The organism is Paenibacillus sp. FSL F4-0100 (assembly GCF_037993005.1).
In the GTDB taxonomy this organism is placed as follows: Bacteria; Bacillota; Bacilli; order Paenibacillales; family Paenibacillaceae; genus Paenibacillus_AQ.
In genome coordinates this window covers 294,819-315,138 of record NZ_CP150303.1, presented here as the reverse complement: position 1 = coordinate 315,138, position 20,320 = coordinate 294,819, and the positions used below count along the sequence as shown (strand labels likewise).

General features: G+C 51.8%; 18 protein-coding genes. 9 read left to right on the top strand and 9 right to left on the bottom strand.

From position 1 onward, the window contains the following. Positions 1-4 precede the first annotated feature (4 nt). The gene (locus tag MHH48_RS01475; RefSeq protein WP_076322608.1) at positions 5-2,446 is read right to left on the bottom strand and encodes a 3-hydroxyacyl-CoA dehydrogenase/enoyl-CoA hydratase family protein; all 2,442 of its coding nucleotides are present in this window, start codon (positions 2,444-2,446) and stop codon (positions 5-7) included. Then, positions 2,443-4,623, bottom strand: a complete 2,181-nt coding sequence (locus MHH48_RS01470; protein ID WP_076322609.1) for a (Fe-S)-binding protein — start codon at positions 4,621-4,623, stop codon at positions 2,443-2,445. Before MHH48_RS01470 ends, MHH48_RS01475 begins: the two co-directional genes overlap by 4 nt. A 467-nt stretch (positions 4,624-5,090) precedes the next feature. Between MHH48_RS01470 and MHH48_RS01465 the strand changes: the two genes are divergently transcribed. From MHH48_RS01465 to MHH48_RS01455, 3 genes are all read left to right on the top strand, one after another. Next, positions 5,091-5,681, top strand: a complete 591-nt coding sequence (locus MHH48_RS01465; protein ID WP_076322610.1) for a TetR/AcrR family transcriptional regulator — start codon at positions 5,091-5,093, stop codon at positions 5,679-5,681. 38 nt (positions 5,682-5,719) lie between these two features. Beyond that, positions 5,720-6,487 (top strand): electron transfer flavoprotein subunit beta/FixA family protein, encoded by a 768-nt coding sequence (locus tag MHH48_RS01460; protein ID WP_076322611.1) that lies wholly within the window; start codon positions 5,720-5,722, stop codon positions 6,485-6,487. Positions 6,488-6,746: 259 nt separating this feature from the next. Continuing rightward, the gene (locus tag MHH48_RS01455) at positions 6,747-7,724 is read left to right on the top strand and encodes an electron transfer flavoprotein subunit alpha/FixB family protein (protein ID WP_076322612.1); all 978 of its coding nucleotides are present in this window, start codon (positions 6,747-6,749) and stop codon (positions 7,722-7,724) included. 177 nt (positions 7,725-7,901) lie between these two features. Here MHH48_RS01455 and MHH48_RS01450 read toward each other — a convergent pair whose 3' ends face one another. Further along, positions 7,902-8,219 (bottom strand): MazG-like family protein, encoded by a 318-nt coding sequence (locus MHH48_RS01450; protein WP_076322613.1) that lies wholly within the window; start codon positions 8,217-8,219, stop codon positions 7,902-7,904. Between the two features lie 218 nt (positions 8,220-8,437). Between MHH48_RS01450 and MHH48_RS01445 the strand changes: the two genes are divergently transcribed. Then, the gene (locus MHH48_RS01445; protein WP_076322614.1) at positions 8,438-9,016 is read left to right on the top strand and encodes a TIGR00730 family Rossman fold protein; all 579 of its coding nucleotides are present in this window, start codon (positions 8,438-8,440) and stop codon (positions 9,014-9,016) included. Positions 9,017-9,181: 165 nt separating this feature from the next. Here MHH48_RS01445 and MHH48_RS01440 read toward each other — a convergent pair whose 3' ends face one another. Both MHH48_RS01440 and MHH48_RS01435 read right to left on the bottom strand, forming a co-directional pair. Further along, positions 9,182-9,925: an SDR family oxidoreductase gene (locus MHH48_RS01440; RefSeq protein WP_076322615.1), complete on the bottom strand. Its 744-nt coding sequence runs from the start codon at positions 9,923-9,925 to the stop codon at positions 9,182-9,184. A gap of 309 nt (positions 9,926-10,234) precedes the next feature. Continuing rightward, positions 10,235-10,840 carry a TetR family transcriptional regulator gene (locus tag MHH48_RS01435; protein ID WP_256720527.1) on the bottom strand — a complete coding sequence of 202 codons (606 nt, stop codon included), beginning with the start codon at positions 10,838-10,840 and terminating at the stop codon, positions 10,235-10,237. Between the two features lie 220 nt (positions 10,841-11,060). On the opposite strand from MHH48_RS01435, the gene MHH48_RS01430 reads away from it, so the two are divergent. After that, on the top strand, positions 11,061-12,038 hold the full coding sequence (locus MHH48_RS01430; RefSeq protein WP_076322616.1) for a YafY family protein: 978 nt from the start codon (positions 11,061-11,063) through the stop codon (positions 12,036-12,038). 98 nt (positions 12,039-12,136) lie between these two features. Beyond that, a complete protein-coding gene (locus MHH48_RS01425; protein WP_076322617.1) occupies positions 12,137-12,754 on the top strand; it encodes a GyrI-like domain-containing protein in 618 nt (205 codons plus the stop codon). A gap of 132 nt (positions 12,755-12,886) precedes the next feature. On the opposite strand, the gene MHH48_RS01420 is transcribed toward MHH48_RS01425, so the two are convergent. Then, on the bottom strand, positions 12,887-13,600 hold the full coding sequence (locus MHH48_RS01420) for an SAM-dependent methyltransferase (RefSeq protein ID WP_076322618.1): 714 nt from the start codon (positions 13,598-13,600) through the stop codon (positions 12,887-12,889). A gap of 197 nt (positions 13,601-13,797) precedes the next feature. Here MHH48_RS01420 and MHH48_RS01415 point away from each other — a divergent pair, with 197 nt between their 5' ends. Then, the gene (locus MHH48_RS01415) at positions 13,798-14,559 is read left to right on the top strand and encodes a kanamycin nucleotidyltransferase C-terminal domain-containing protein (RefSeq protein ID WP_076322619.1); all 762 of its coding nucleotides are present in this window, start codon (positions 13,798-13,800) and stop codon (positions 14,557-14,559) included. A 167-nt stretch (positions 14,560-14,726) separates the two neighbouring features. Then, positions 14,727-16,475, top strand: a complete 1,749-nt coding sequence (locus tag MHH48_RS01410; protein ID WP_076322620.1) for a M28 family peptidase — start codon at positions 14,727-14,729, stop codon at positions 16,473-16,475. A 142-nt stretch (positions 16,476-16,617) separates the two neighbouring features. Here the strand turns inward: MHH48_RS01410 and MHH48_RS01405 are convergent, their stop codons facing one another. Continuing rightward, positions 16,618-17,061, bottom strand: coding sequence for a DUF3888 domain-containing protein (locus tag MHH48_RS01405; protein ID WP_076322621.1), 444 nt, complete (start codon positions 17,059-17,061; stop codon positions 16,618-16,620). A gap of 215 nt (positions 17,062-17,276) precedes the next feature. On the opposite strand from MHH48_RS01405, the gene MHH48_RS01400 reads away from it, so the two are divergent. Continuing rightward, on the top strand, positions 17,277-18,224 hold the full coding sequence (locus MHH48_RS01400; RefSeq protein ID WP_076322622.1) for an alpha/beta hydrolase: 948 nt from the start codon (positions 17,277-17,279) through the stop codon (positions 18,222-18,224). Between the two features lie 172 nt (positions 18,225-18,396). On the opposite strand, the gene phnX is transcribed toward MHH48_RS01400, so the two are convergent. Together phnX and phnW are read right to left on the bottom strand one after the other, a co-directional pair. Then, positions 18,397-19,215 carry a phosphonoacetaldehyde hydrolase gene (gene phnX, locus MHH48_RS01395; protein WP_076322623.1) on the bottom strand — a complete coding sequence of 273 codons (819 nt, stop codon included), beginning with the start codon at positions 19,213-19,215 and terminating at the stop codon, positions 18,397-18,399. Continuing rightward, a complete protein-coding gene (gene phnW, locus MHH48_RS01390) occupies positions 19,212-20,306 on the bottom strand; it encodes a 2-aminoethylphosphonate--pyruvate transaminase (protein ID WP_076322624.1) in 1,095 nt (364 codons plus the stop codon). The genes phnX and phnW overlap by 4 nt, the downstream gene beginning before the upstream one ends. Positions 20,307-20,320: the final 14 nt, after the last annotated feature.

Here is a 20,320-nt window from a genome sequence, read left to right as displayed (position 1 = left end):
TGCCCTAATTCCGCAGCGGCTTGCCTTTCGCCAGCATATGCTGCATGCGCTGCTGGGTTTTGGCCTCGCCGAGCAGGCTGAGGAAGGCTTCGCGCTCCAGGTCGAGCAGATGCTGCTCGCTCACCACAGTTCCCGCAGGAACATCGCCGCCCGTCAGGATGTGCGCCAGCTTCTTCGCGATCAACAGATCGTGATCGCTGATATAACCGCTGCGCTTCATGTCGATGGCGCCCATCTGGAGCACGGCCCGGCCGTCACGGCCAACAACGCGGGCTTTGCCCGGCTGCGGCGGAACATAGCCTGCCCGGTCCATCTCTAATACCGCCTGCTTCGCTTCATAAATCCGGTAGTCCTGGTTCATGACCACCGAATCCCCGCTGCGCCCATAACCCATGCGGATCGCTTCATGTCCGCTGGTTGACGCCTTCGCCATCGCCACCATCTCGAAGATTTTGTTGATCTCCGGTTGGAGGTCACTATCCTTGTCGGGATGGCGGTTACTGGTCATGAGCGCCAGCTCCTTGCAACCGCCGCCTGCCGGAATGAGGCCGACCCCCGTCTCCACAAGACCGAAGTAGGTCTCCGCCGAGAAGATGATCCGGTCGGCCGGCAGGCACGCTTCCACGCCGCCGCCAAGTGTCATCCGGTGAGGTGCAGCCACAACCGGCTTCTCCAGCGCTTTCAGCTTCATCATGCTGCCCTGGAACAGACGGATGATGTCATCCACCTCATCCCAGTCGCCGCTCTGCGCTTCCATCAGCATGAGCATCAGGTTGGCGCCGACGCAGAAGTTGCGGCCTTCGTTCGCCAGCACCAGCCCGCGGTAATTCGCCCGAACCTCTTCTACGCTCTGCTGGATCATGACCAGAATATCGGCACCGATTGCATTGTTCGGGGAAGTGAATTCAAGACACGCTACGCCATCCCCAATGTCGATCAGGTTCGCCCCCGTGTTCGAGCGAATGACCCGGTTTTGCGATTTGAGTGCTTGCAGCGAGATCAGCTCAGGCTGAACCTCAACGCCCTTATACTCACCTTTGAAATAATGGAACACCTCGCCGTCCTTCTGCTGATAGAAGGACTTGTTGCCGGCGGCAATCCAATCCTTTACCCAAGCTGGAACCGTCATGCCCTCTGCTTCCATACGCTGCACGGATTCAGGTAGTCCGATCAGATCCCAAGTCTCGAATGGACCGAGCTCCCAGTTGAAGCCCCATTTCATCGCGTTGTCAATGTCCTGAATGGAATCGGCGATTTCTCCCAACTTATCGGCCGCATAGACAAGCACTTGCTTCAATACATTCCAAGCCAGTTCCGAGTAACGGTCCTGCGTACCGAGGAATGCCTTGATCTTTCGCTTGGCTCCCTTCACCGCTTTGGCGGCTTCGATGGAAGCGGAGCTCACTTTGGCGCTCGGATTGTACTCCATCGTGGACAGGTTGAGCGATAGGATTTTGCTGCCTTGATCGCTCTTTACTTTTTTATAAAAGCCCTGGCCGCCCTTCTCACCGATCCAGCCACGGGTGACGAGTTCATTCATGACATCGGGAACCGTGAACACATCCTTCTCGTTCCCTTCCAGAACGGAGTCGTACACATTTCTGGCAACATGGACAAACGTATCGATGCCGACCAGATCCAGCGTACGGAAGGTGGCGCTCTTCGGACGCCCGAGAACAGGACCGGTGGCTGCATCCACTTCCTCCACGGTATAACTGTTCTTCACCATCTCTTGCAATGTGACCAGGAGCCCGTAGGTGCCGATCCGGTTCGAGATAAAATTCGACGTATCCTTCGCAAGCACAACCCCTTTACCAAGGCGCTTCGTGCAAAATTCAACCATAAACTTCGTAATGTCCGGATCGGTATCAAAGCCCGGGATAATCTCCAGCAGCTTCATATGACGCGGCGGATTGAAGAAATGGGTCCCCAGGAAGTGGCTGCGGAATTCCTCGCTGCAGTCCTCGACCATCGCATTAACGGAAATGCCGGAGGTATTCGTGCTGACGATCGCCCCTTCTTTACGCACGCTCTCAATCTGTTTGAAGATGCTTTTCTTGATTTCCAGACGCTCCGTGACCACCTCAATGATCCAGTCCACATCCTTCAGCTGGCTCAGATGATCCTCGGTATTGCCCGGGGTGATCCGGCCCACAAAATCAGCGCTGTACAGCGGAGCCGTGCTGGATTTAGGGAGAGCGGCAATCGCTTTGGAGGCCAGCCTGTTTCGTACCTTTGGATGATCCAGCGACAATCCGGCTTTTTCCTCTTCCGCGGTTAAGGAACTCGGAACGATGTCGAGCAGCAGGCAGGGAATGCCTGCGTTGGCGAGATGGGCGGCGATTCCCGACCCCATGACGCCCGAGCCGATCACGGCGGCTTTGGTTATGTTTCGACTTGCGATACCGGAACCGCTGACGGATTCCTTAGTAATGGTATTACTCATTGCACAACGACCTCCTGTTCATGGATTTCGGATAGACCGAATACGGATAACTCCAGGATTTCTGCGATATCTCGCGTTTTTACGCTTTCTTCCACTTCCTTCAGCTTCGTGCCGTCCTCCAGCATCGTCAGACAGAACGGACAGGCTGAACTGATCATCGTCGGGGATACGGCAAGCGCCTGCTCGGTGCGTGCCAGATTCACGCGCTTGCCCGCGTCTTCCTCCATCCACATCTGCCCGCCGCCGGCCCCACAGCACATCCCGTTCTCGCGATTCCGCTCCATCTCCAGGAGCTCAACGCCAGGAATGGCGCGAAGCACGCTGCGCGGCTGATCGTACACATCGTTATACCGTCCCAGGTAGCAGGAGTCATGATAAGTAATTTTCTCCTGAACCTGATATTTAGGCTGAAGACACCCTTCCTTCACCAGCTGGTCCAGCAGCTCCGTATGATGAATGACCTCGGCTTCAAGCCCAAACTCCGGGTACTCGTTCTTCAAAATATTGAAGGTATGCGGACAAGCTGTAACGATTCGTTTCACATCGTATTTCTGGAATGTCTCGATGTTCTCCGTGCACAGCTGCTGGAACAGAAATTCATTGCCCATGCGGCGCGGCGTATCGCCCGAATTCTTCTCCTCGTTGCCGAGAATGGCGAAGTTGACACCCGCTTCATTCATAAGCCGGACAAAAGCCTTGGTGATTTTGCGGCTGCGATTGTCGTAAGAGCCCATGGAGCCGACAAAGAACAGCACGTCGAAATCCGGGTTTTCCTTCACGGTCGGAATCTTCAGATCCAACGTCCCTTCCGGGTCGACCTCCTTCACCCACTTGCTCCGCTCCGCGCGGCTGATTCCCCAAGCGTTGCCTTGTCGCTCGATGTTTTGCATCGCGCGCTGGCCTTCCTGCGGCACGCTGCCCTCCATTAGAACGAGATGACGCCGAAGATCTACGATTTTGTCAACATGCTCATTCGCAACCGGGCACTGATCCTCGCAGTTGCGACAAGTCGTGCACGCCCAAATCTCTTCTTCCGTCATGACGCCGCCGATCAATTGAATGTCCTTCGGGTCTACGCCCTCGACCTGATGCCAAGAGCGCTTCTGCACGTCCATCGTCGGACCGATATCGGTAATGCCCTCGCCCTTCCAGCCAACAAGCGCCAGATCCGTCGCAGCCATTGTATGGACGCCGGGCGATCCAAACACCGAGGCTGGCATCCACGGTGATTTGGAGGTGAGCGCGGCACCTTTTTCCGTGAGATGATCCCTAAGCTTCACAATCATGTGCATCGGCGACAGCAGCTTGCCTGTATTTGATGCCGGGCATACGTTGGTGCACCTTCCACACTCGACGCAAGCATAGAAATCGAGCATCTGCTTCTGCGTGAAGTCCTCGATTTTGCCTACCCCGAATTCCTCCGCCTCTTCATCCTCCAGATCCAGCTTGCTGAGCTTGCCCGGGGGATCGGTGCGGCGGACCAGAATGTTGATCGGCGCTGTAATGAGGTGAAAATGCTTCGATTGCGGCACATAGATGAGGAAAGACAACAGAATCAACAGGTGCAGCCACCAGAACAGGTAATAACAAACCGTCACCGCCACCGGCGGCATCCAGGCAAACACGGCCGCAATGCTGGATGAGATCGGGGCCATTGCCGACCACGCCAGTCCTTCCATGAGCCGTTCAAAAGCCATCGTCAGCAGCACCGAAGCCATCAGCGTGGTGATGAAAAACACGACAATGCTTGGCTTCCAGCCCCGCTTGAGCCGTTTCAGCTTCTCGCCATAGCGGCGATAGGCCGCATAACCGATAGCGAGCAGGATCAGCGCAACCGTAATCTCCTGCATAAGGATAAAGCCGGCGTGCCCCGGGATCGGCAGGCTGTGGCCGGACAATCCCTTCCAGATGATGTCGAGCGCACCGAACTGTAAAATGATAAATCCGTAAAATACGATAAAGTGCATGATGCCGCTCTTGCGGTCCTTAAAAAGCTTGCTCTGTCCGAATACCTGGATAGCGAATTGGCTCAGGCGTTCCTTCAGGTCCTTCTTCAGATTCGCTGGCTTGCCCAAACGGATATACAGGTACCGGCGATACACTACGGTAGCGAACATGTACACCGCCCAACCGGTGATCAAGACAAAGAGCAGTGCGTTGATTAAGGTTAGAATCATCTCTCTCAGCCCCTTGCGTTAAAAAATCCTTCTTTCTTCTGGTAGTCTGGTGTAGCGTCCCATTTTCCGAAGCTCCTGTCACTCCTTCCTAGCTCTCGTCATATATCCATGTCGGGATAATATATGAAGCGCTTTCATTGTGAGAACAAAAATAGACCTCCACATCGTGCCGTGCCGACCACGCTAAACCGAACTTCATCGTTTCTGGCTGCATCTCTTCATCCGTACAACGCTCTCATCTGTACTTGCCTGCGGATACCCAGTGACTTGTTTCTTCCGGTTGAACTGCCGTCTATTGCTCTGATATGAACGCCTTATTCTGCTGCTCTGATCCATCTGCTTCATCCATTTCGCGCTTCTTCGTAACCCATCGTTGACAACGACATGAACGTATTTTATGATGGATACAAGAAATGAATGAGTATTCATTCATAATTTTAACTGTATTCTAACATCGGGGTGAGCATATGACAAGTAAAAAAAATGAAAAATACCACCTTATTCTCCAGGGCGCCCTAAAAGTATTCGCCGAGAACGGCTACCACCGGTCCCAGGTATCCAAGATCGCCAAAGCTGCTGGCGTGGCTGACGGCACCATCTATTTATACTTTAAGAGAAAGGAGGATATCCTGATCCGCCTGTTTCAGGAAAAGCTTGGCGAGTTGGTCGGCAAATTCCACGAAAGCGTGGAAGGAACCACGGACGCCGTGGAAGCACTGCGGACGGTCTGCAGCATCCATTTCTCGGAGCTGGAGAGCAATCCTGAGCTTGCTTATGTCACGCAGATTGAGCTGCGGCAGAGCGATCTGGAGCTGCGCAAGGAAATCGGCAGCGCATTGAAGCCATATATTGTGCTGATCGAGAATATCCTGGAACAGGGCATCAAAGAACAGAAATTCCGTTCCGATCTGAACGTCAAACTGGTGCGCAACCTGATTTTTGGCGCGATGGATGAAGCGGTAACCTCTTGGCTGATCTCCGGCCGCAAGTATTCTCTGTCCGATCAGGCGGATGAGACGCTTAGCTTTTTCCTGAACGGTGTTTCCAGCGGACAATAAGTCCCGCTGATATTCATATTGAAGGGAGCGTTTAACCGATGAAGATTGTGGTATTGCTTAAACAGACCTTTGACACGGAGGAAAAAATTACGATTGAAAACGGATCGATTGCCGAGGATGGGGTGAAATTCGTAATCAATCCGTATGACGAATATGCGGTGGAAGAAGCCGTGAAGCTTCGGGATGACCACGGCGGCAGCGTGACACTCCTGTCCGTCGGACCGGATCGTACGGCAGAGGCCTTGCGGACTGCGCTGGCCATGGGTGCTGATGATGCCGTGCTGATCTCCGACGAGCGGATTCCCGACGATGAATATGCGGTATCGAAGGTGCTGCATGCGTATTTGTCCAAGGAAAGCCCGGATCTGATCCTTGGCGGCAACTTCTCCGTAGACCGCGGTTCGGGTCAGGTGGCCATTCGCCTGGCAAGCCTTCTCGGTATTTCGCATGCCGGCTCCATTACCAAGCTTACGCTGAACGGTACCACGGCTGAAGTGCATCGGGATGCCGAAGGCGATCTTGAAGTGCTGGAGGTTCAGCTCCCAGCGATCTTCACGGCACAGCAGGGATTGAACGAACCCCGCTATCCATCGCTGCCTGGCATCATGAAGGCTAAGAAAAAGCCATTTCAGACGTTGACACTAGATGATCTCGGGCTATCGGAAGCTGATATCCAGCCGGCAACAAAGCAAAGCGAGCTGTCCCTGCCGCCGGAGCGAAGTGCCGGACGCATTCTAAAGGGCGAGCCTGCAGAAGTGGCACATGAACTGGTATCCTTGCTCCGCACCCAGTCGAAAGTGATCTAATGAACGGGTGTACCCTTTGACACCCGCTATTGAATGCGGTTACAAGGAACCGACAGAGGGCCATGTCATCATTCCTTATGTATTCTGATTGTATGGTTTACGGGATGTCCGTCATGCACGCTTTTCGCTTGATACGTTTCGCGAATCCGGAGCAGCAGCGGTCGGAGGAAATCTCCTGAATTCGCTTAGGTTGCTCAGGCTGGTTAAATCGTCAAACTCTCTTCACTTCAATCTCAAATGGATCCTAGGAGGTTATGATATGAGCAAAACGATATTAGTGTATGCCGAGAACCGGGATGGAAAGCTGCGCCAGGTTGCCCTCGAGACGCTTGGTGCAGCTCGTTTGATTGCTGGTGACGGTGACAGCATCCGCATTCTGGTCGCAGGCTCGAATATTACCGAGGCCGTGTCGGCCCTGAAAGCCTACGGTGCCGACACGATCTATACGGTTGAGCATGATGATCTGGAGAGCTATAATCCCGAAGCTTATATATCGGCCATTGAAGCGGTCATCGGTCAAGCGCAGCCCGATGCCGTCCTCTTCGGACATACGGCCATCGGCCGCGATTTAGCACCGCTTGTCGCCGCTTCCCTAAATGCCGGGCAAATTTCCGACGTAACCGCGATCGAGACTGAAGGTGGAGAAGCGGTGTTCACGCGTCCGCTCTATGCGGGTAAAGCTTTTGAGAAGCGCGTCTTCCAGAACGGACCGTGGGTGGTCACGGTGCGTCCGAACAATATTCCCGCCGCGGAAGCCATCGAAGGTGCGGGCACCAGCATTGAGGACATCGCTTACCCAGCTCCCTCCCTTCGTTCCGTGGTAAAGGACGTCGTTCGCAAAACCACGGGAAAAATCGACCTCTCGGAAGCCAAAATCGTCATTTCCGGCGGTCGCGGCGTGAAGAGTGCGGAAGGCTTCCAGCCGCTGGAGGAGCTCGCGGACCTGCTCGGCGGGGCCGTCGGCGCATCGCGCGGAGCCTGTGATGCCGGCTACTGCGATTACGCGCTCCAGATCGGGCAGACCGGCAAAGTCGTCACGCCCGAGATCTATATTGCCTGCGGCATTAGCGGCGCCATCCAGCATCTGGCCGGCATGAGCCAATCGCGGGTCATTATTGCGATTAACAAAGACCCTGAGGCACCGATCTTCAAGGTAGCCGATTACGGCATCGTCGGCGATCTGTTCGATATCGTCCCGCTGCTGACGGAGGAATTCCGCAAGGTCCTGGTATCGTAAGACTTCTAATGGTTTATCCCACGATACATGTAAAAAAGGCTGCTCCAAAAGGTCCAAGGGACCTGGGGCGGCCTTTTACTTCGTAAGTTTTGCCGTAATAATGCCCCTTCGACTATGAATCATTCCTGGGGGGCAGCCTCGTCAATGGGATGCAAAACAGGGTCTAGCGTATCACCTTTAAGAACCAAACCGCTTCAGCAGCTTCTGCTGATGGGCCGTAAATGCTTCTTCCAGCGAAATGCCATAAAGATCCGCCAACAGTGAAATGTTGCCGAGCACGTCGCCGATCTCCTCCACCAAATCCTGCTTGAGCTGTTCCTTGGATTGAACCTCCTCGTCGGGGCGGTCCCTGCCGATCTCATAAGCGCGGACGGCACGCGCCGTTTCCCCTGTCTCCTCCATCAAAAACCCAACGCGAATAAAGGGGCCGTACTCGGTCCAGCCTCGCTCCCCGTAAAACTGTTTAATCCATTGCTGCGCTTCATTCATATCCATGCTTGTGCTACCTCCGCGATTCCCTGGGATCACTTAACCTTCACTTTTTACATAATTCAAGATCAAACTCATGATAATGCTAACATGTATGCCATAATATAAGTAGGTGCCATCCGATGAGCATTAACAGTATAGTCCATCGATGCCATGACATAAATCACTATATATAGTATAATTACTCAAATGAAATATCAACATCTTGTCAAGGAGTGTGCGAATTGAATTCTATATGTGTATTTGCAGGATCGAACATGGGCGAACACCCAGACTATAAAGCGAAAGCTGCCGAGCTCGGCAGACACATTGCCCACAACCAATATAAGCTTGTATACGGCGGCTCCAAAATCGGATTGATGGGTGAAGTAGCTAACGCCGTTCTGCAGCATGGCGGTGAAGTTATCGGTGTGATGCCGAGCGGACTGTTTAAAGGTGAGATTGTACATACCGAGCTGACCCAGCTCATTGAAGTAGCGGATATGCATGAGCGCAAAGCGACGATGGCGAAGCTGTCCGATGGGTTTATCGCCATGCCGGGCGGTTTTGGAACCTTTGAGGAATTGTTCGAAGTATTGTGCTGGTCGCAAATTGGAATTCATCAGAAACCGATCGGGCTGCTCAATGTCCGGGAGTATTATGAACCGTTCATGAAGCTGATTCAGTACAGTATCACGGAAGGTTTCTCCAATGCCTCCCACTTAAACCTGATCAACCTCTCCGATGACCCGCTCAAGCTGCTCGAGCTCATGGATAGCTATACACCTCCGACGCTGGACTTGAAGTGGAAGGACCTAGATTAAGGGACGTTTACGGAGAATAGCGATCATTCCCCTACATTCAGGGGAAGCATTCTACTCACAAGTAGGTTGATGCGTATTTATGCCCTTCTCCACCGATCGACCGTATCCCGTAACGAAAGGCACCGGACCCCCGGTGCCTTTTTTGTTTTGCAATATTGACGAGTATTACACAAACCCGCCGTTCACGCGGATCGTTTGACCTGTGATCCATTTCGATTCTTCGCCGGCCAGAAAAAGGACGGCCCCTGCGACATCGTCCGGTTCCCCCAGACGTCCGAAAGCATTCGTGCTTGCGATTCCCGCGATCTGTTCCTCCGATTTGCCAACCGTGAAGAGCTCCGTATTAATCGGTCCGGGCGCCACAGCGTTAATTCTAATTCCTTTGGGTCCGAATTCTTTAGCCAACTGACGCGTAAACTGCTCTACAGCGCCCTTCGTGCCAGCATATACGCTGTACGCCGGGAACATTTGCCCAACTACAGACGTCGAGAAATTGATGATGCGCCCGCCCGAATTCATATGATGAAAAGCCTGCTGGATCGCAAAATAAGTCCCCTTCACATTAATCGCAAACTGCTGATCGAAATCTTCCTCCGTCATGGCCGCAATCGGCTTGGTTGTCATGATGCCGGCATTGTTCACGAGAATATCGATTCCGCCATAAGCCTCGATTGTTTCACTAAACAAACGTTCAATTGCTGCTACCTGACTTATATCGGCTTGAATGGCCCGGGCTTCGCTGCCGCCTTGCTTAATGGCGCTCACCACTTCCTCAGCTTTAGCGGGGCTGCTCGCATAGTTTATAACCACCTTAGCCCCGTTTTCCGCAAGCCTCTCCGCAATTTCACGCCCGATGCCTCTTGATGCTCCCGTTACGATAGCTACCTTGCCCGATAAACTCTTTGTCATGATACAACCTCCCGCATAGGAATTAGGTGCACGAATATCTCATCAGATGGATCCTCTGATCTGTACGTCTTTTTTGTAATTTGATTATATGTCTCTCCATAACAAATTACAAGTGACAATTTTATATTTTTGTCATTTGTAATTGAATGAGAACAAAAAAGACGCTATCCCATGCGAGTATCGCCAAGAATAGCATCTTTTTAACGTAGGTGGTGATCTCACCGCGCTAGCTCCCGCGGTGCTTTGCGGTATCGCATAACGGCGGCCTCGATCACTGCTTAGTTCCCGCTTACTATTATTCTCGCCTGTTTACTGTTTTGTGATTCCAGATAACAATAGCGCCCACACCGAGTCAAAATCGGCTTCAATCTCCTTCGAGGTCCACTGAGAGGCATGCGCCGGATGGTGAAACAGGGACGTTGCCATGAAAAAAGCTTTTGCCACCGACTCCGACTGGCCCGGCTTAAATTCACCGGTAAACATCCCTTGATCGATGATCTGGGCAATCTGTCCGATTAACAGCCTCACATGCGTATCAATCACCTTGACGGCGTCCAGCGTCACGGTCGTATACATGGCAAACATCTCGGGATCCTCAAGGACATAAGCCCGTTTGGCCCGGATGAGGGTATCCGTCCATAACCGCAAGCGATCGGCGGCGCTGCCTTCCGTTCCGTCTGCAATCTTCTGTAACGGATCCGCAATCCGCTGCAGCCATCGTTCCGTTACGGCTTCTCTCAGAGCGGCCTTGCTGGGAAAATGCCGGTATAGAGATCCATGGCTCACTTGAAGCGCCTTGGCAACATCGACAACCGAGGTCTTGTCAGGGCCATAGCGCCGAAGCGTCTGCTCGGCAGCGTCCAATATGGCTTCTTTCGTTAATGGTTGATCATGTGACATAGGTTCAATGAGCATAGAGACCTTGGATTTTCCACCCAACTGCCCATCTTTACGCCCCCTCTCTGTTGAACACATTATAACAAACCATCATTCAATATCAATATTGAACTTTTGTTATTTGTTATAACTGGAATTCCCCGCTTCATACCCTTGATTACACCCCCTCATGGATTGTTATAATAGCTTCATTAATCCGGATTTAACCTAAATAACATGAAGAAAGCGAGTGCTGTCCATGGCTAAGCTGGACTATCTGTTATCCATACTATGGCTGCTTCGATCCCATAAAAAAATGACAGCCGAGCAATTAGCGGAGAGACTTGAGTTAAGTGTCCGAACGGTCTACCGATATATCGACACACTGGGTATGAGCGGAGTCCCCATCATATCCGAATCGGGGCATGGCGGGGGATTCAGGCTGCCCGACTCTTTTTTAAGCGTGCCGCTGTTCTTCGAACTAACCGAGCTTAAAGCCATGGAACATAGTGTGCTTCTTGCCCGGCAAGCGGACTATCCGTTTACGGATGCTCTTGAAAAAGCACAAACTAAAATTGAACACCGTCTTCAGGAATCCCAATTGGAAGACTTGAGGCGTCATGTCGGCAGCATCCATATCCCCTCGCCATCCCAGAGTGCCTTGCTTCACCCTATGTTGCGCGAGTTAGAGCAAGCCATTGCCAGTCGGGAAACCCTGATCCTTCAATATGCGAAGTCCTTCAGCGGCTCCGCGGAGGAGCGCCACATTGATCCCTATGGGCTGATCTACCGGCTCGGCAAATGGTATTTGATTGCCTATTGCCATCAACGGGAAGCCCTCCGTGTATTCCGGGTAGACCGGATGAACAGCCTGTCCTATTCAGGCCGCACGTTTGAAATGCCGGAGCATTTCTCGGTACATGACTACATGAGCCGTATTCATGAGTATCAGGATCAGAATACGAAGGAGAACGAAACGACGTTGGTAACCGTTCGCCTTCAAGGGCTCACCGAGGTCCTGGACGCGATATGCAACCAGTGGTTCTTGCAGCCTTATCTTGTCACAAGAAGAACTGACGACGAGGCCGAATTCCGTATGCATCCGGATTGGATGCTGCAATACATGCCTTATCTGCTGCTTTCTTATGGCAGAGGAATTAATGTACTTGAGCCTCAGCAGCTGCGAACCATTCTTTCCGAGACAGCCCGAGACCTGGCCGCATATTACGAGGGATGATCCTTCGATAACTTCAGATAACTTCACTGACTCCTATGCAGTCAGTGAAGTTGGTTTATGATAGCCGTAAATCATGACCAAAAAGGAGAGATTTACGTATGACGCTTCCTAAACTCGATCTAGCCAAAAGCGATAAAACCTATTACACAGCCGGGAACACCCCTGAGCTTGTGCAGTTCGACCCCTTGCTCTATCTGTCATTCGAAGGTCAAGGTGCGCCCGAAAGCTCTCTTTTCGAGGATGCTACCGAGGCGCTTTATACCGTTGCCTATGGCGTTAAGGGACATTGCAAGGCGGAAATTCAGGATTTTACCGTTCCTAAACTTGAAGGACAATGGTGGGTTAACTCGGATCGGTACGGTTTGGAGGTTCCGAAAGAGGAATGGCATTGGAAGCTGCTTATTCGGATGCCGGCGTTCGTCACCCCGGAGATCGTAAGTTCCGCGCGGGACAAAGCCTTCTCCAAGAAAAATCATCTGGAACCCATTCAACAAGTGATATTGGAAACGATCCATGAGGGACTATGCGTCCAAATCATGCATATCGGCCCCTACAGCACGGAGCCTGATACGTTGGCGAAAATGTATGCCTACATGGAACAGCATCATTACGTCCAGGACGGGCTGCATCATGAGATTTATTTGTCCGATCCACGAAAAGCCGCCGCCGCCTCCATGAAAACCATTCTCCGTGCTCCTGTAAGACAGGAGAACTAGAACTAATAGAGAATTAGAGCGCACGTCCACTCTGCAAAAACCATCCCAACCAAAAGAGGGAGCTTAGCTGATTGCCGGCTCCCTCCCTTATTTTACATACATTCTATATCTTAATTTTATCCGTCTGTCTGTCTATCTCTTACGAATGCTTAGCAGCGAATTGCCGTTCTTCATAAACTCATAAGGCACAGTGACTTCCGCTACCCGAAAGCCTTCTGCCTCCAGCTCATGAATCAAGCGGTCCAAATGGCCGTAACGACTCCCCGATAAATCGGTCAACGGGAAGATGCGCACCTCTTCCGAGGCCACTCGCAGCAGCTCCCGAATCGTCTGGACATGAAAGTCATAATCCAATCGGTCACTGTACATAAACAGAAAATGGGCGGACAGCACCAGGTGAAACTGTTCGTTAGCAAAAGGCAGCTCCGGCAGTACTGCAGCGACATAGCGATCCGGAAACTCCCTCATATCCTGGACACAGTCACGGAGCGCTTGCTGGCGATGCCGACGAAGCCCCTTTACATCTCCGTAATAGTCCCAAACATAATTACTCTTCGCCTGTTCCATCGTTTCCATCGCATGCCCGATATCCTGCAGTCCCTTGGCCTCCAGGTCATCCGGCTTGTGATCATAGGCAATATCACTGGCCGTGATATCGAGACCATGCTTCGAACCGTGAGCGGTGAACGAACACGCTCCGGAGGGGCAATCCAATATGCTTTTGCCGGTAAGCTCTGACATTTCCAAATCAAACATAAACGTGTACTCTTCAAACGTGCGGCCAATAAATACAACCCGGTCCAATTCCTGTTTGGTCTTGCCTTGACTCTGCTCAGCTCTACTCATCTCTTCTCACCTCAGCTATTTATTGTGAGTGTGGGTGCGACAACTACTCCCCACATCCGCACGTATATATTACCATATGGTGGAATGCCCGATAACCCTTATATTTATTCACAGAATCCCAAACTCCACTCTGCTTTCAACCGTTCTATTTATATTATAATATGGACAACTAACTTATTTCGGAAGGGGCTTTTCTTATGTTACCTTATCCTGCGGCTACGACCAGAGAAGAGAAAATGAACATCATTCATCAAATCAAAGACAGGCTGCTTCAATTGCACGGCGATGACATTCTGGCCATTGGCCTGTACGGCTCGATCGCGCAAGGGATTGATGGCCCTTACTCCGACATTGAACTTCAAGTTGTTACACAGGACGGAGTCTCGCTGACCGGACACGAATTCATATACCCCCCTTTCAAAATCGAAATCGGCATGGAACAAAAACAGGACATACTGAAGGCTGCCGCGTCTGTGGACGACTCATGGGCGATTACAGCCGGCGCTTATGTCCATCTACAGGAAATCTATGATCCGGCGAACCTGCTCGCTGAGATTCGGAAGCTGCCCCTCCAGGTTTCAGAGGAAGCCATCAAAGAAACGATGCGGGGATTCATGATCTGGGAACCCTACGAAACGATGGGCAAAATACGAAACAACGTCCAATCCGGTAACTTTAGCTACCTCCCGCTTGGCGCCAAGGATCTGACCTGGCAGACGGCCAAGCTGATTGGACTTGCCAACCGAACATTTTACAATACAAGAGCCAAGACATTGGAGGAATCACTGTCCCTGAAATCCAGGCCTTCCGGATACGATGAACTGGCGCAATTGGTCATGCGAGGTCAGCTTCTCCAGATCGATCATGTATATGAGCTTTGTGAACAGCTCTGGACCGGACTGAACGCATGGTATGAAAAAATGAATATTGAATATAAATCTAAAGAGCTTCCATTCTGATGGAGGCTCTTGCTTTGTGTTATGCATGAAAAGCTGATCATTCTCAATCTTATGTTGACACATGTCATATTCTGGAACTACGCTGTGTAAGAGCACGTTTCTTACATACGATGAAAGATCGCTTTACGAAACGCCTGAATGATCATAAAAGGAAGTGAGTATTTATCATGCAAATTCAATTGAGTAGACCGCCGGATTACAAACCTCCTTATTGGCTGCCGCTTACAACCATCCTCACTGCTATACTCTTTATCTCTCTCATGCTGTGGTTCGAGAAGCCGCCGCAGGCCAGCAGCATCGATGCACCCGCAACCGAATTCTCTGCCGAACGCGCGATGGCGCATGTCGAGCAGATCGCACAGCAGCCCCATCCGATGGGTTCGCCTGCCAATGCGGAAGTCAGAGCTTACTTGGTGGAACAGATGGAGCAACTCGGCTTGAACCCGGACGTTCAAGAATTTAATGACCGCCTGACAACCAAGCACATCGACACCGACACTCAGCTAACGAACATTCTGGGCGTCATTAAGGGCACCGGATCGGGCAAACCGCTCCTGCTTATGTCCCATTATGACTCGGTCCCTACCGGACCCGGAGCGAATGATGCTTCGGTAAGCGTAGCTTCATTGCTGGAGACGGCAAGAGCGATCCAGGCCGGGCCTCCACCGCAGAATGACATATGGATTCTGCTGACAGACGGGGAGGAGAAAGGCCTGCTGGGGGCTGAAGTGTTCTTCCGTGACCCACAGCATCGTGAGATTGGCATGATTGCGAATTTTGAAGCCCGAGGATCAAAAGGCTCCTCCCTCATGTTCCAGACCAGCGACAGCAATAGTCGGATCATTGAAGAATACGCCAAGGCCGTATCCAATCCAGTCAGCAACTCGCTCTTGGTGGACCTCTACAAACAACTGCCGAACGATACCGATCTGACGGTGGCGCTTGAGCATGGTCTCCCGGGACTAAACTTTGCCTATGGCGATGGGTGGGTAGCCTATCATACCCCGATGGACAACACGGAGAACGTCTCCCTTGAAACCATGCAGCATCAAGGCGAGAATGCACTCGCCATGGCAAATCATTTTGGCAATCTCGACTTGACTGACCTGGCTTCAACAGACGACCGTATTTACTTCAATCTATTTGGCCTGCTGGTTCATTACCCTGCAAAATGGGCGGTCCCGATCACCGTGGTGTTCGCGGCGATATGGCTGGCTTTCGCGGTATTGTTTGCCCGCATCTCTAGACTCTCCCTAAAGGGAAGTTTGATCAGCTTGCTAACCCCGATTCTGGCCGTCGTGCTCTCGGCAGCGCTAAGCTTTGGCTTGTGGTCGCTGGTTGATACGTTGTGGGCCGGCAAAATGACGCAGCCCACAGGCGCAACCTATGATTCGTTTCTGTACAGTGTCAGCTTTATACTGGTAACCTTCATCATTCATGTTGCGCTCACCCGCTGGATCGTGCGGAAAGTGAATGAATTGGAGATGCTGCTGGCGGGCGCATTCCTGTTCCTGCTGCTGCTTGTTGGTTCAACCTGGTTCCTGCCGGGCGCAAGCTATTTATTTGCGATTCCGCTGCTGGTCCTGTTCGCGGCATTGACATGGGCGGCATTTACCCGGGACCCGATCGAATCTTTAAACCATCCGGCTGTTGTACTGGGAACGTCCCTTATCCCTGTTCTGATGTTCACTTCGGTCTTTCATATTGTGTTCCTTATGCTGCCGCCAGGGATTCACCTATTCAGCGTCGTACTGATCGGGCTGATACTTGCCATGATGTCCCCGGCTGTACGAATGCTCGCATATGCCTGGAAATGGGTACTGCCGGCTGCCTTCATCGCCGTCGTCGTTCTGCTCGCCATCGGCTGGATCCAGGCCGATCCTGGACCGGATCGACCGATTTACGAGATGCGATAATCATTGCAGGCACCCTGCCTGCTGCTCAATGCTTGAGGGTGTGACACCCGATAAATGCACCGTTATGTCCATGCGAAACAAGCAAACGCGCGAACTGCGTTTGCTTGTTTTTTGATGTGATATTGGATTGGTTTCGCCGCCGTTACTTCACGATATCTTGCCAATGCGGGGGGAGCTCATACGTCTCCATATGTTTGTATTCAACCAGCTTGACCATACCGCCGGGAATCGTCGGAGCCACCTCAAACACAAGCCGGTCCTTTCCCACCGTAATATGGGGACCGACCGTCGGGCTGGCCTCAAGCGTAATGATGAAATGAAAACCGCGAAATCCGTTCACCCTCTTCACTCCGGTCACATCCACAAAGTAGGGATAGACAAGCGGCTGCTCCTTCAACGTATGGATATAATGCCCGCGAAACGCTTTATCGATATGAGGAAGCAGAAATAGCATCAGCATATCCTGATATTGCAGCTGTGCACTATCCTTCTTCGGTGAAGAATAGGCCCCCTCGGCATAGGACGGCAGCGGTAAACCGATAACCGTAACGACGGCAAGAATTAGACTGATGAAGCGTTTGTGCATATTTCTTTCTCGCCTCCTGCTGCAGCTCTTTATTTATAGACTACCCTAACCGATAGGGTTGATGTAACACCCACGAAACGAGCGTGATCCGCGACATAGATTAATCAGGGTACGTGCGATATGATAGGTGGAAGGAACGATATCGTATCGACATATGCCTTCCTTATCACCTTCATTCATCGTGTTCCATGGATACGGGGAGGATATACATCAACATGAAAAAAAGGATTATGATCATGTCAACAGCTATCATCGCACTACTAGCTATCATTATTGTTTCAGCAAGCTTCTACTTCTATAACGTCGCTATTGCCCGCGCCGACAAGGGCTTTCTGAATGGCAACCCCGACCTGGAAGCCAACTCGAATATCGACAATCCCTTTGCGGACAGCAAGGATTGGTGGGCCCAGCAGAGCTTCGAGGAATGGAACCTTACTTCAGACGACGGTCTGAAGCTGCATGCTTATTTTTTACCTGCCAAAGTATCGACGGATAAAACCGTCATCATTGCCCACGGCTACTCCGGTCATTCGGAGCAGATGAGCGGATTCGCCCAAATGTACCATGAGGACCTGGGTTACAACGTCCTTCTTCCCGACGCGCGAGGGCACGGACGAAGCGAAGGCGATTACATCGGCTTCGGCTGGCCGGAGCGCAAGGATTATCTGAAATGGATTGATCAAGTCATCGGGCATACAGGCGAAGATGCTCAAGTCGTCCTTCATGGCGTATCCATGGGCGGTGCAACGGTTATGATGACCAGCGGCGAAGCGCTTCCTCCCCAGGTAAAAGCCATTGTCGAGGACTGCGGGTATACCTCGGTCACGGATGAGTTGACCTATCAGCTGAAGCGCATGTATAAGCTTCCGTCCTTCCCGCTGCTTCAATCCACAAGCCTGTTGACCAAGATCCGCGCTGGATACTCCTTCGGTGAAGCATCCGCCCTGGAGCAGGTCAAGAAGTCCAAGACCCCGATGCTGTTCATTCATGGCGGCGGCGATTTGTTCGTACCTACCGAGATGGTGTATGAGCTGTACGAGAATGGTCCGGAGCAAAAGAAGTTGTTCATCGTCCCCGAAGCAGGTCACGGCATGGCGCGCCAGTTCGACCCCGAGGGATATGACCGCGAAGTAACAGAGTTTATTGGCACGTACGTGCAATAAAGGAAATGAAGAAAAAGAGCAGCCCAAGTGGACTGCTCTTTTTGGTGCGAGGTGAGGGGGAAGCCTATAACGCTGCTTCCTTTCCTTTCAGGCGCTCGGGTTGCCTGTTCAATTTGCGCATCTATTTGCGTGATTTTTACTTCATCCGCGTATCGAAAGACCTGAATCGTTCCTAGCGCTGAATCCCCGGTCTTTGTCCCTCAGCCAGCATGTCGTTAATTCTCTCGATTAACTGCGGCAGCTCGTCCATCGTTCGAATCGTAAAGTCAGCCCCATGCTGGATAAATGTCTGTTCGGTTTTCGAGATCGCAGCTTCCCGGTCTGATTCTGGCAGGGCATGATACTCTTCTGAACTCAGGCCCATTTCCGAGCTGCCGATGACAATGCCAACCGACCATACGCCTGCGTTCACGCCTTCCTTTACGTCCGAGACGGTATCCCCCACCTTAACGACCTTCCAGGAAGCCGATAACCGGAGAGACTCCATATTCCGATAAATCATGTACGGATAAGGTCTTCCTTGGGAATTCGTGTCATCCGGCGTGAAATAGACATCCGGGCTGTAGCCCTTTTGCCGGGCATTTGCCACCACGACCTCCATCATGCTGCTCGTATAACCTGTCGTAGAACCAATCTTCAAGCCTTGACCCTTCAATACTTCAACCGTCTCAATAACACCCGGAATCGGGTCCGTGTACTCGGATAAAGAAGCCATCAACGCCGGCTCGAATTCTGCATACAGCCGTTCCACGTCCTGCTCATCGAAGGCTCTTCCGTACTTCGCTTCCCATAGCGCCGACACTCTCGGCATGGATAGCATGGCACGAATATGATCGATCTTCAGCATCCCCATCGGTGCTCTTGCTTCAGCCATCGTCACTTCAATGCCCGCATTCTTAAAAATATCGACAAACACGTTCACCGGTGCAAAGCATCCAAAATCCACAGCCGTTCCGGCCCAGTCCAATATAACGCCTTCGATTCGGTTCATTGTGCCATCACTCCCCTATACTCTTCGATGATATGACATAATTGCTCGATATCCTGCTCATAGATTTCTCCGATATTCCCAATTCGGAAGGTATCCACGTCGGTCAGCTTGCCCGGATATATCACATAGCCTCTTTCTTTAATATAAGCGTAAAAGTGTTCGAAGCTAAACCCTTCACTCGGGAATAAGAATGTCGTGATGATCGGAGATTGCTTGTCATCGGTAATATAAGACTGGATGCCGATCTGCGCCAATCTCTCACGCAGCAGGCGATTGTTATTCTGGTAACGGCTGAATCTCGCCGATACACCGCCTTCTTCGTTCAGCTCATCCAACGCTTTGGAGAAGGCAGCCACGACATGGGTCGGCGAAGTATATCGCCATTTTCCGTCCTGATCCATGCCTTTCCACTGATCATACAAATCGAGCGCCAAGCTGCGCGCAATCCCTTCGCAGGCTGCAAGCTTGTCCAGCTTGGCGATGACGAATCCAAAACCCGGAACGCCCTGGATGCATTTATTCGCACTGCTGATGAGATAATCGATGCCAAGTCCCTGAACATCGATTTCCATGCCGCCAAAGCTGCTCATCGCATCGATAATGAGGGTCTTTCCATATTCTCTGGACAACGTCGAGACCATCTCCAGCGGATTCAGAATCCCGGTTGTCGTCTCGCAATGTACCATTGCGATATGCGTAATACGCACATCCTTATGCAGTATGGCTCGCAGTTCATCCTCGCTTGGGTGTTCATCGTAATTCACTTGGTACTCCTCATAATTCAATCCGATATACTTTGCCATTTTGACGATCCGCTCACCATAGGCGCCATTCGTTACAATCAGCACTCTATCGTCATTCGATATGGTGGATGTCATCACCGCTTCGACGGCAAACGTTCCACTTCCCTGCATCAGTACCGCTGTGTATTGTGCCGCATCCGCCCCGGCGAGTGCCAGGAGCTGCGATCTGATTTTTTGCGTAATCGATTTATACTCATTATCCCATGTACAGCGGTCAAAGAGCATCTCCTCTTTCACCGTCTTGGTTGTCGTCAAAGGTCCTGGTGTCAAAAGCTTATAGGTATTCATTTCGCATCGCTCCT

Bases quoted from the DNA above. Each gene is read 5' to 3' on its own strand.
- MHH48_RS01475 (WP_076322608.1), bottom strand. From the start codon at position 2,446: ATGAGTAATACCATTACTAAGGAATCCGTCAGCGGTTCCGGTATCGCA.
- MHH48_RS01470 (WP_076322609.1), bottom strand. From the start codon at position 4,623: ATGATTCTAACCTTAATCAACGCACTGCTCTTTGTCTTGATCACCGGT.
- MHH48_RS01465 (WP_076322610.1), top strand. From the start codon at position 5,091: ATGACAAGTAAAAAAAATGAAAAATACCACCTTATTCTCCAGGGCGCC.
- MHH48_RS01460 (WP_076322611.1), top strand. From the start codon at position 5,720: ATGAAGATTGTGGTATTGCTTAAACAGACCTTTGACACGGAGGAAAAA.
- MHH48_RS01455 (WP_076322612.1), top strand. From the start codon at position 6,747: ATGAGCAAAACGATATTAGTGTATGCCGAGAACCGGGATGGAAAGCTG.
- MHH48_RS01450 (WP_076322613.1), bottom strand. From the start codon at position 8,219: ATGGATATGAATGAAGCGCAGCAATGGATTAAACAGTTTTACGGGGAG.
- MHH48_RS01440 (WP_076322615.1), bottom strand. From the start codon at position 9,925: ATGACAAAGAGTTTATCGGGCAAGGTAGCTATCGTAACGGGAGCATCA.
- MHH48_RS01435 (WP_256720527.1), bottom strand. From the start codon at position 10,840: ATGCTCATTGAACCTATGTCACATGATCAACCATTAACGAAAGAAGCC.
- MHH48_RS01430 (WP_076322616.1), top strand. From the start codon at position 11,061: ATGGCTAAGCTGGACTATCTGTTATCCATACTATGGCTGCTTCGATCC.
- MHH48_RS01425 (WP_076322617.1), top strand. From the start codon at position 12,137: ATGACGCTTCCTAAACTCGATCTAGCCAAAAGCGATAAAACCTATTAC.
- MHH48_RS01420 (WP_076322618.1), bottom strand. From the start codon at position 13,600: ATGAGTAGAGCTGAGCAGAGTCAAGGCAAGACCAAACAGGAATTGGAC.
- MHH48_RS01415 (WP_076322619.1), top strand. From the start codon at position 13,798: ATGTTACCTTATCCTGCGGCTACGACCAGAGAAGAGAAAATGAACATC.
- MHH48_RS01410 (WP_076322620.1), top strand. From the start codon at position 14,727: ATGCAAATTCAATTGAGTAGACCGCCGGATTACAAACCTCCTTATTGG.
- MHH48_RS01405 (WP_076322621.1), bottom strand. From the start codon at position 17,061: ATGCACAAACGCTTCATCAGTCTAATTCTTGCCGTCGTTACGGTTATC.
- MHH48_RS01400 (WP_076322622.1), top strand. From the start codon at position 17,277: ATGAAAAAAAGGATTATGATCATGTCAACAGCTATCATCGCACTACTA.
- phnX (WP_076322623.1), bottom strand. From the start codon at position 19,215: ATGAACCGAATCGAAGGCGTTATATTGGACTGGGCCGGAACGGCTGTG.
- phnW (WP_076322624.1), bottom strand. From the start codon at position 20,306: ATGAATACCTATAAGCTTTTGACACCAGGACCTTTGACGACAACCAAG.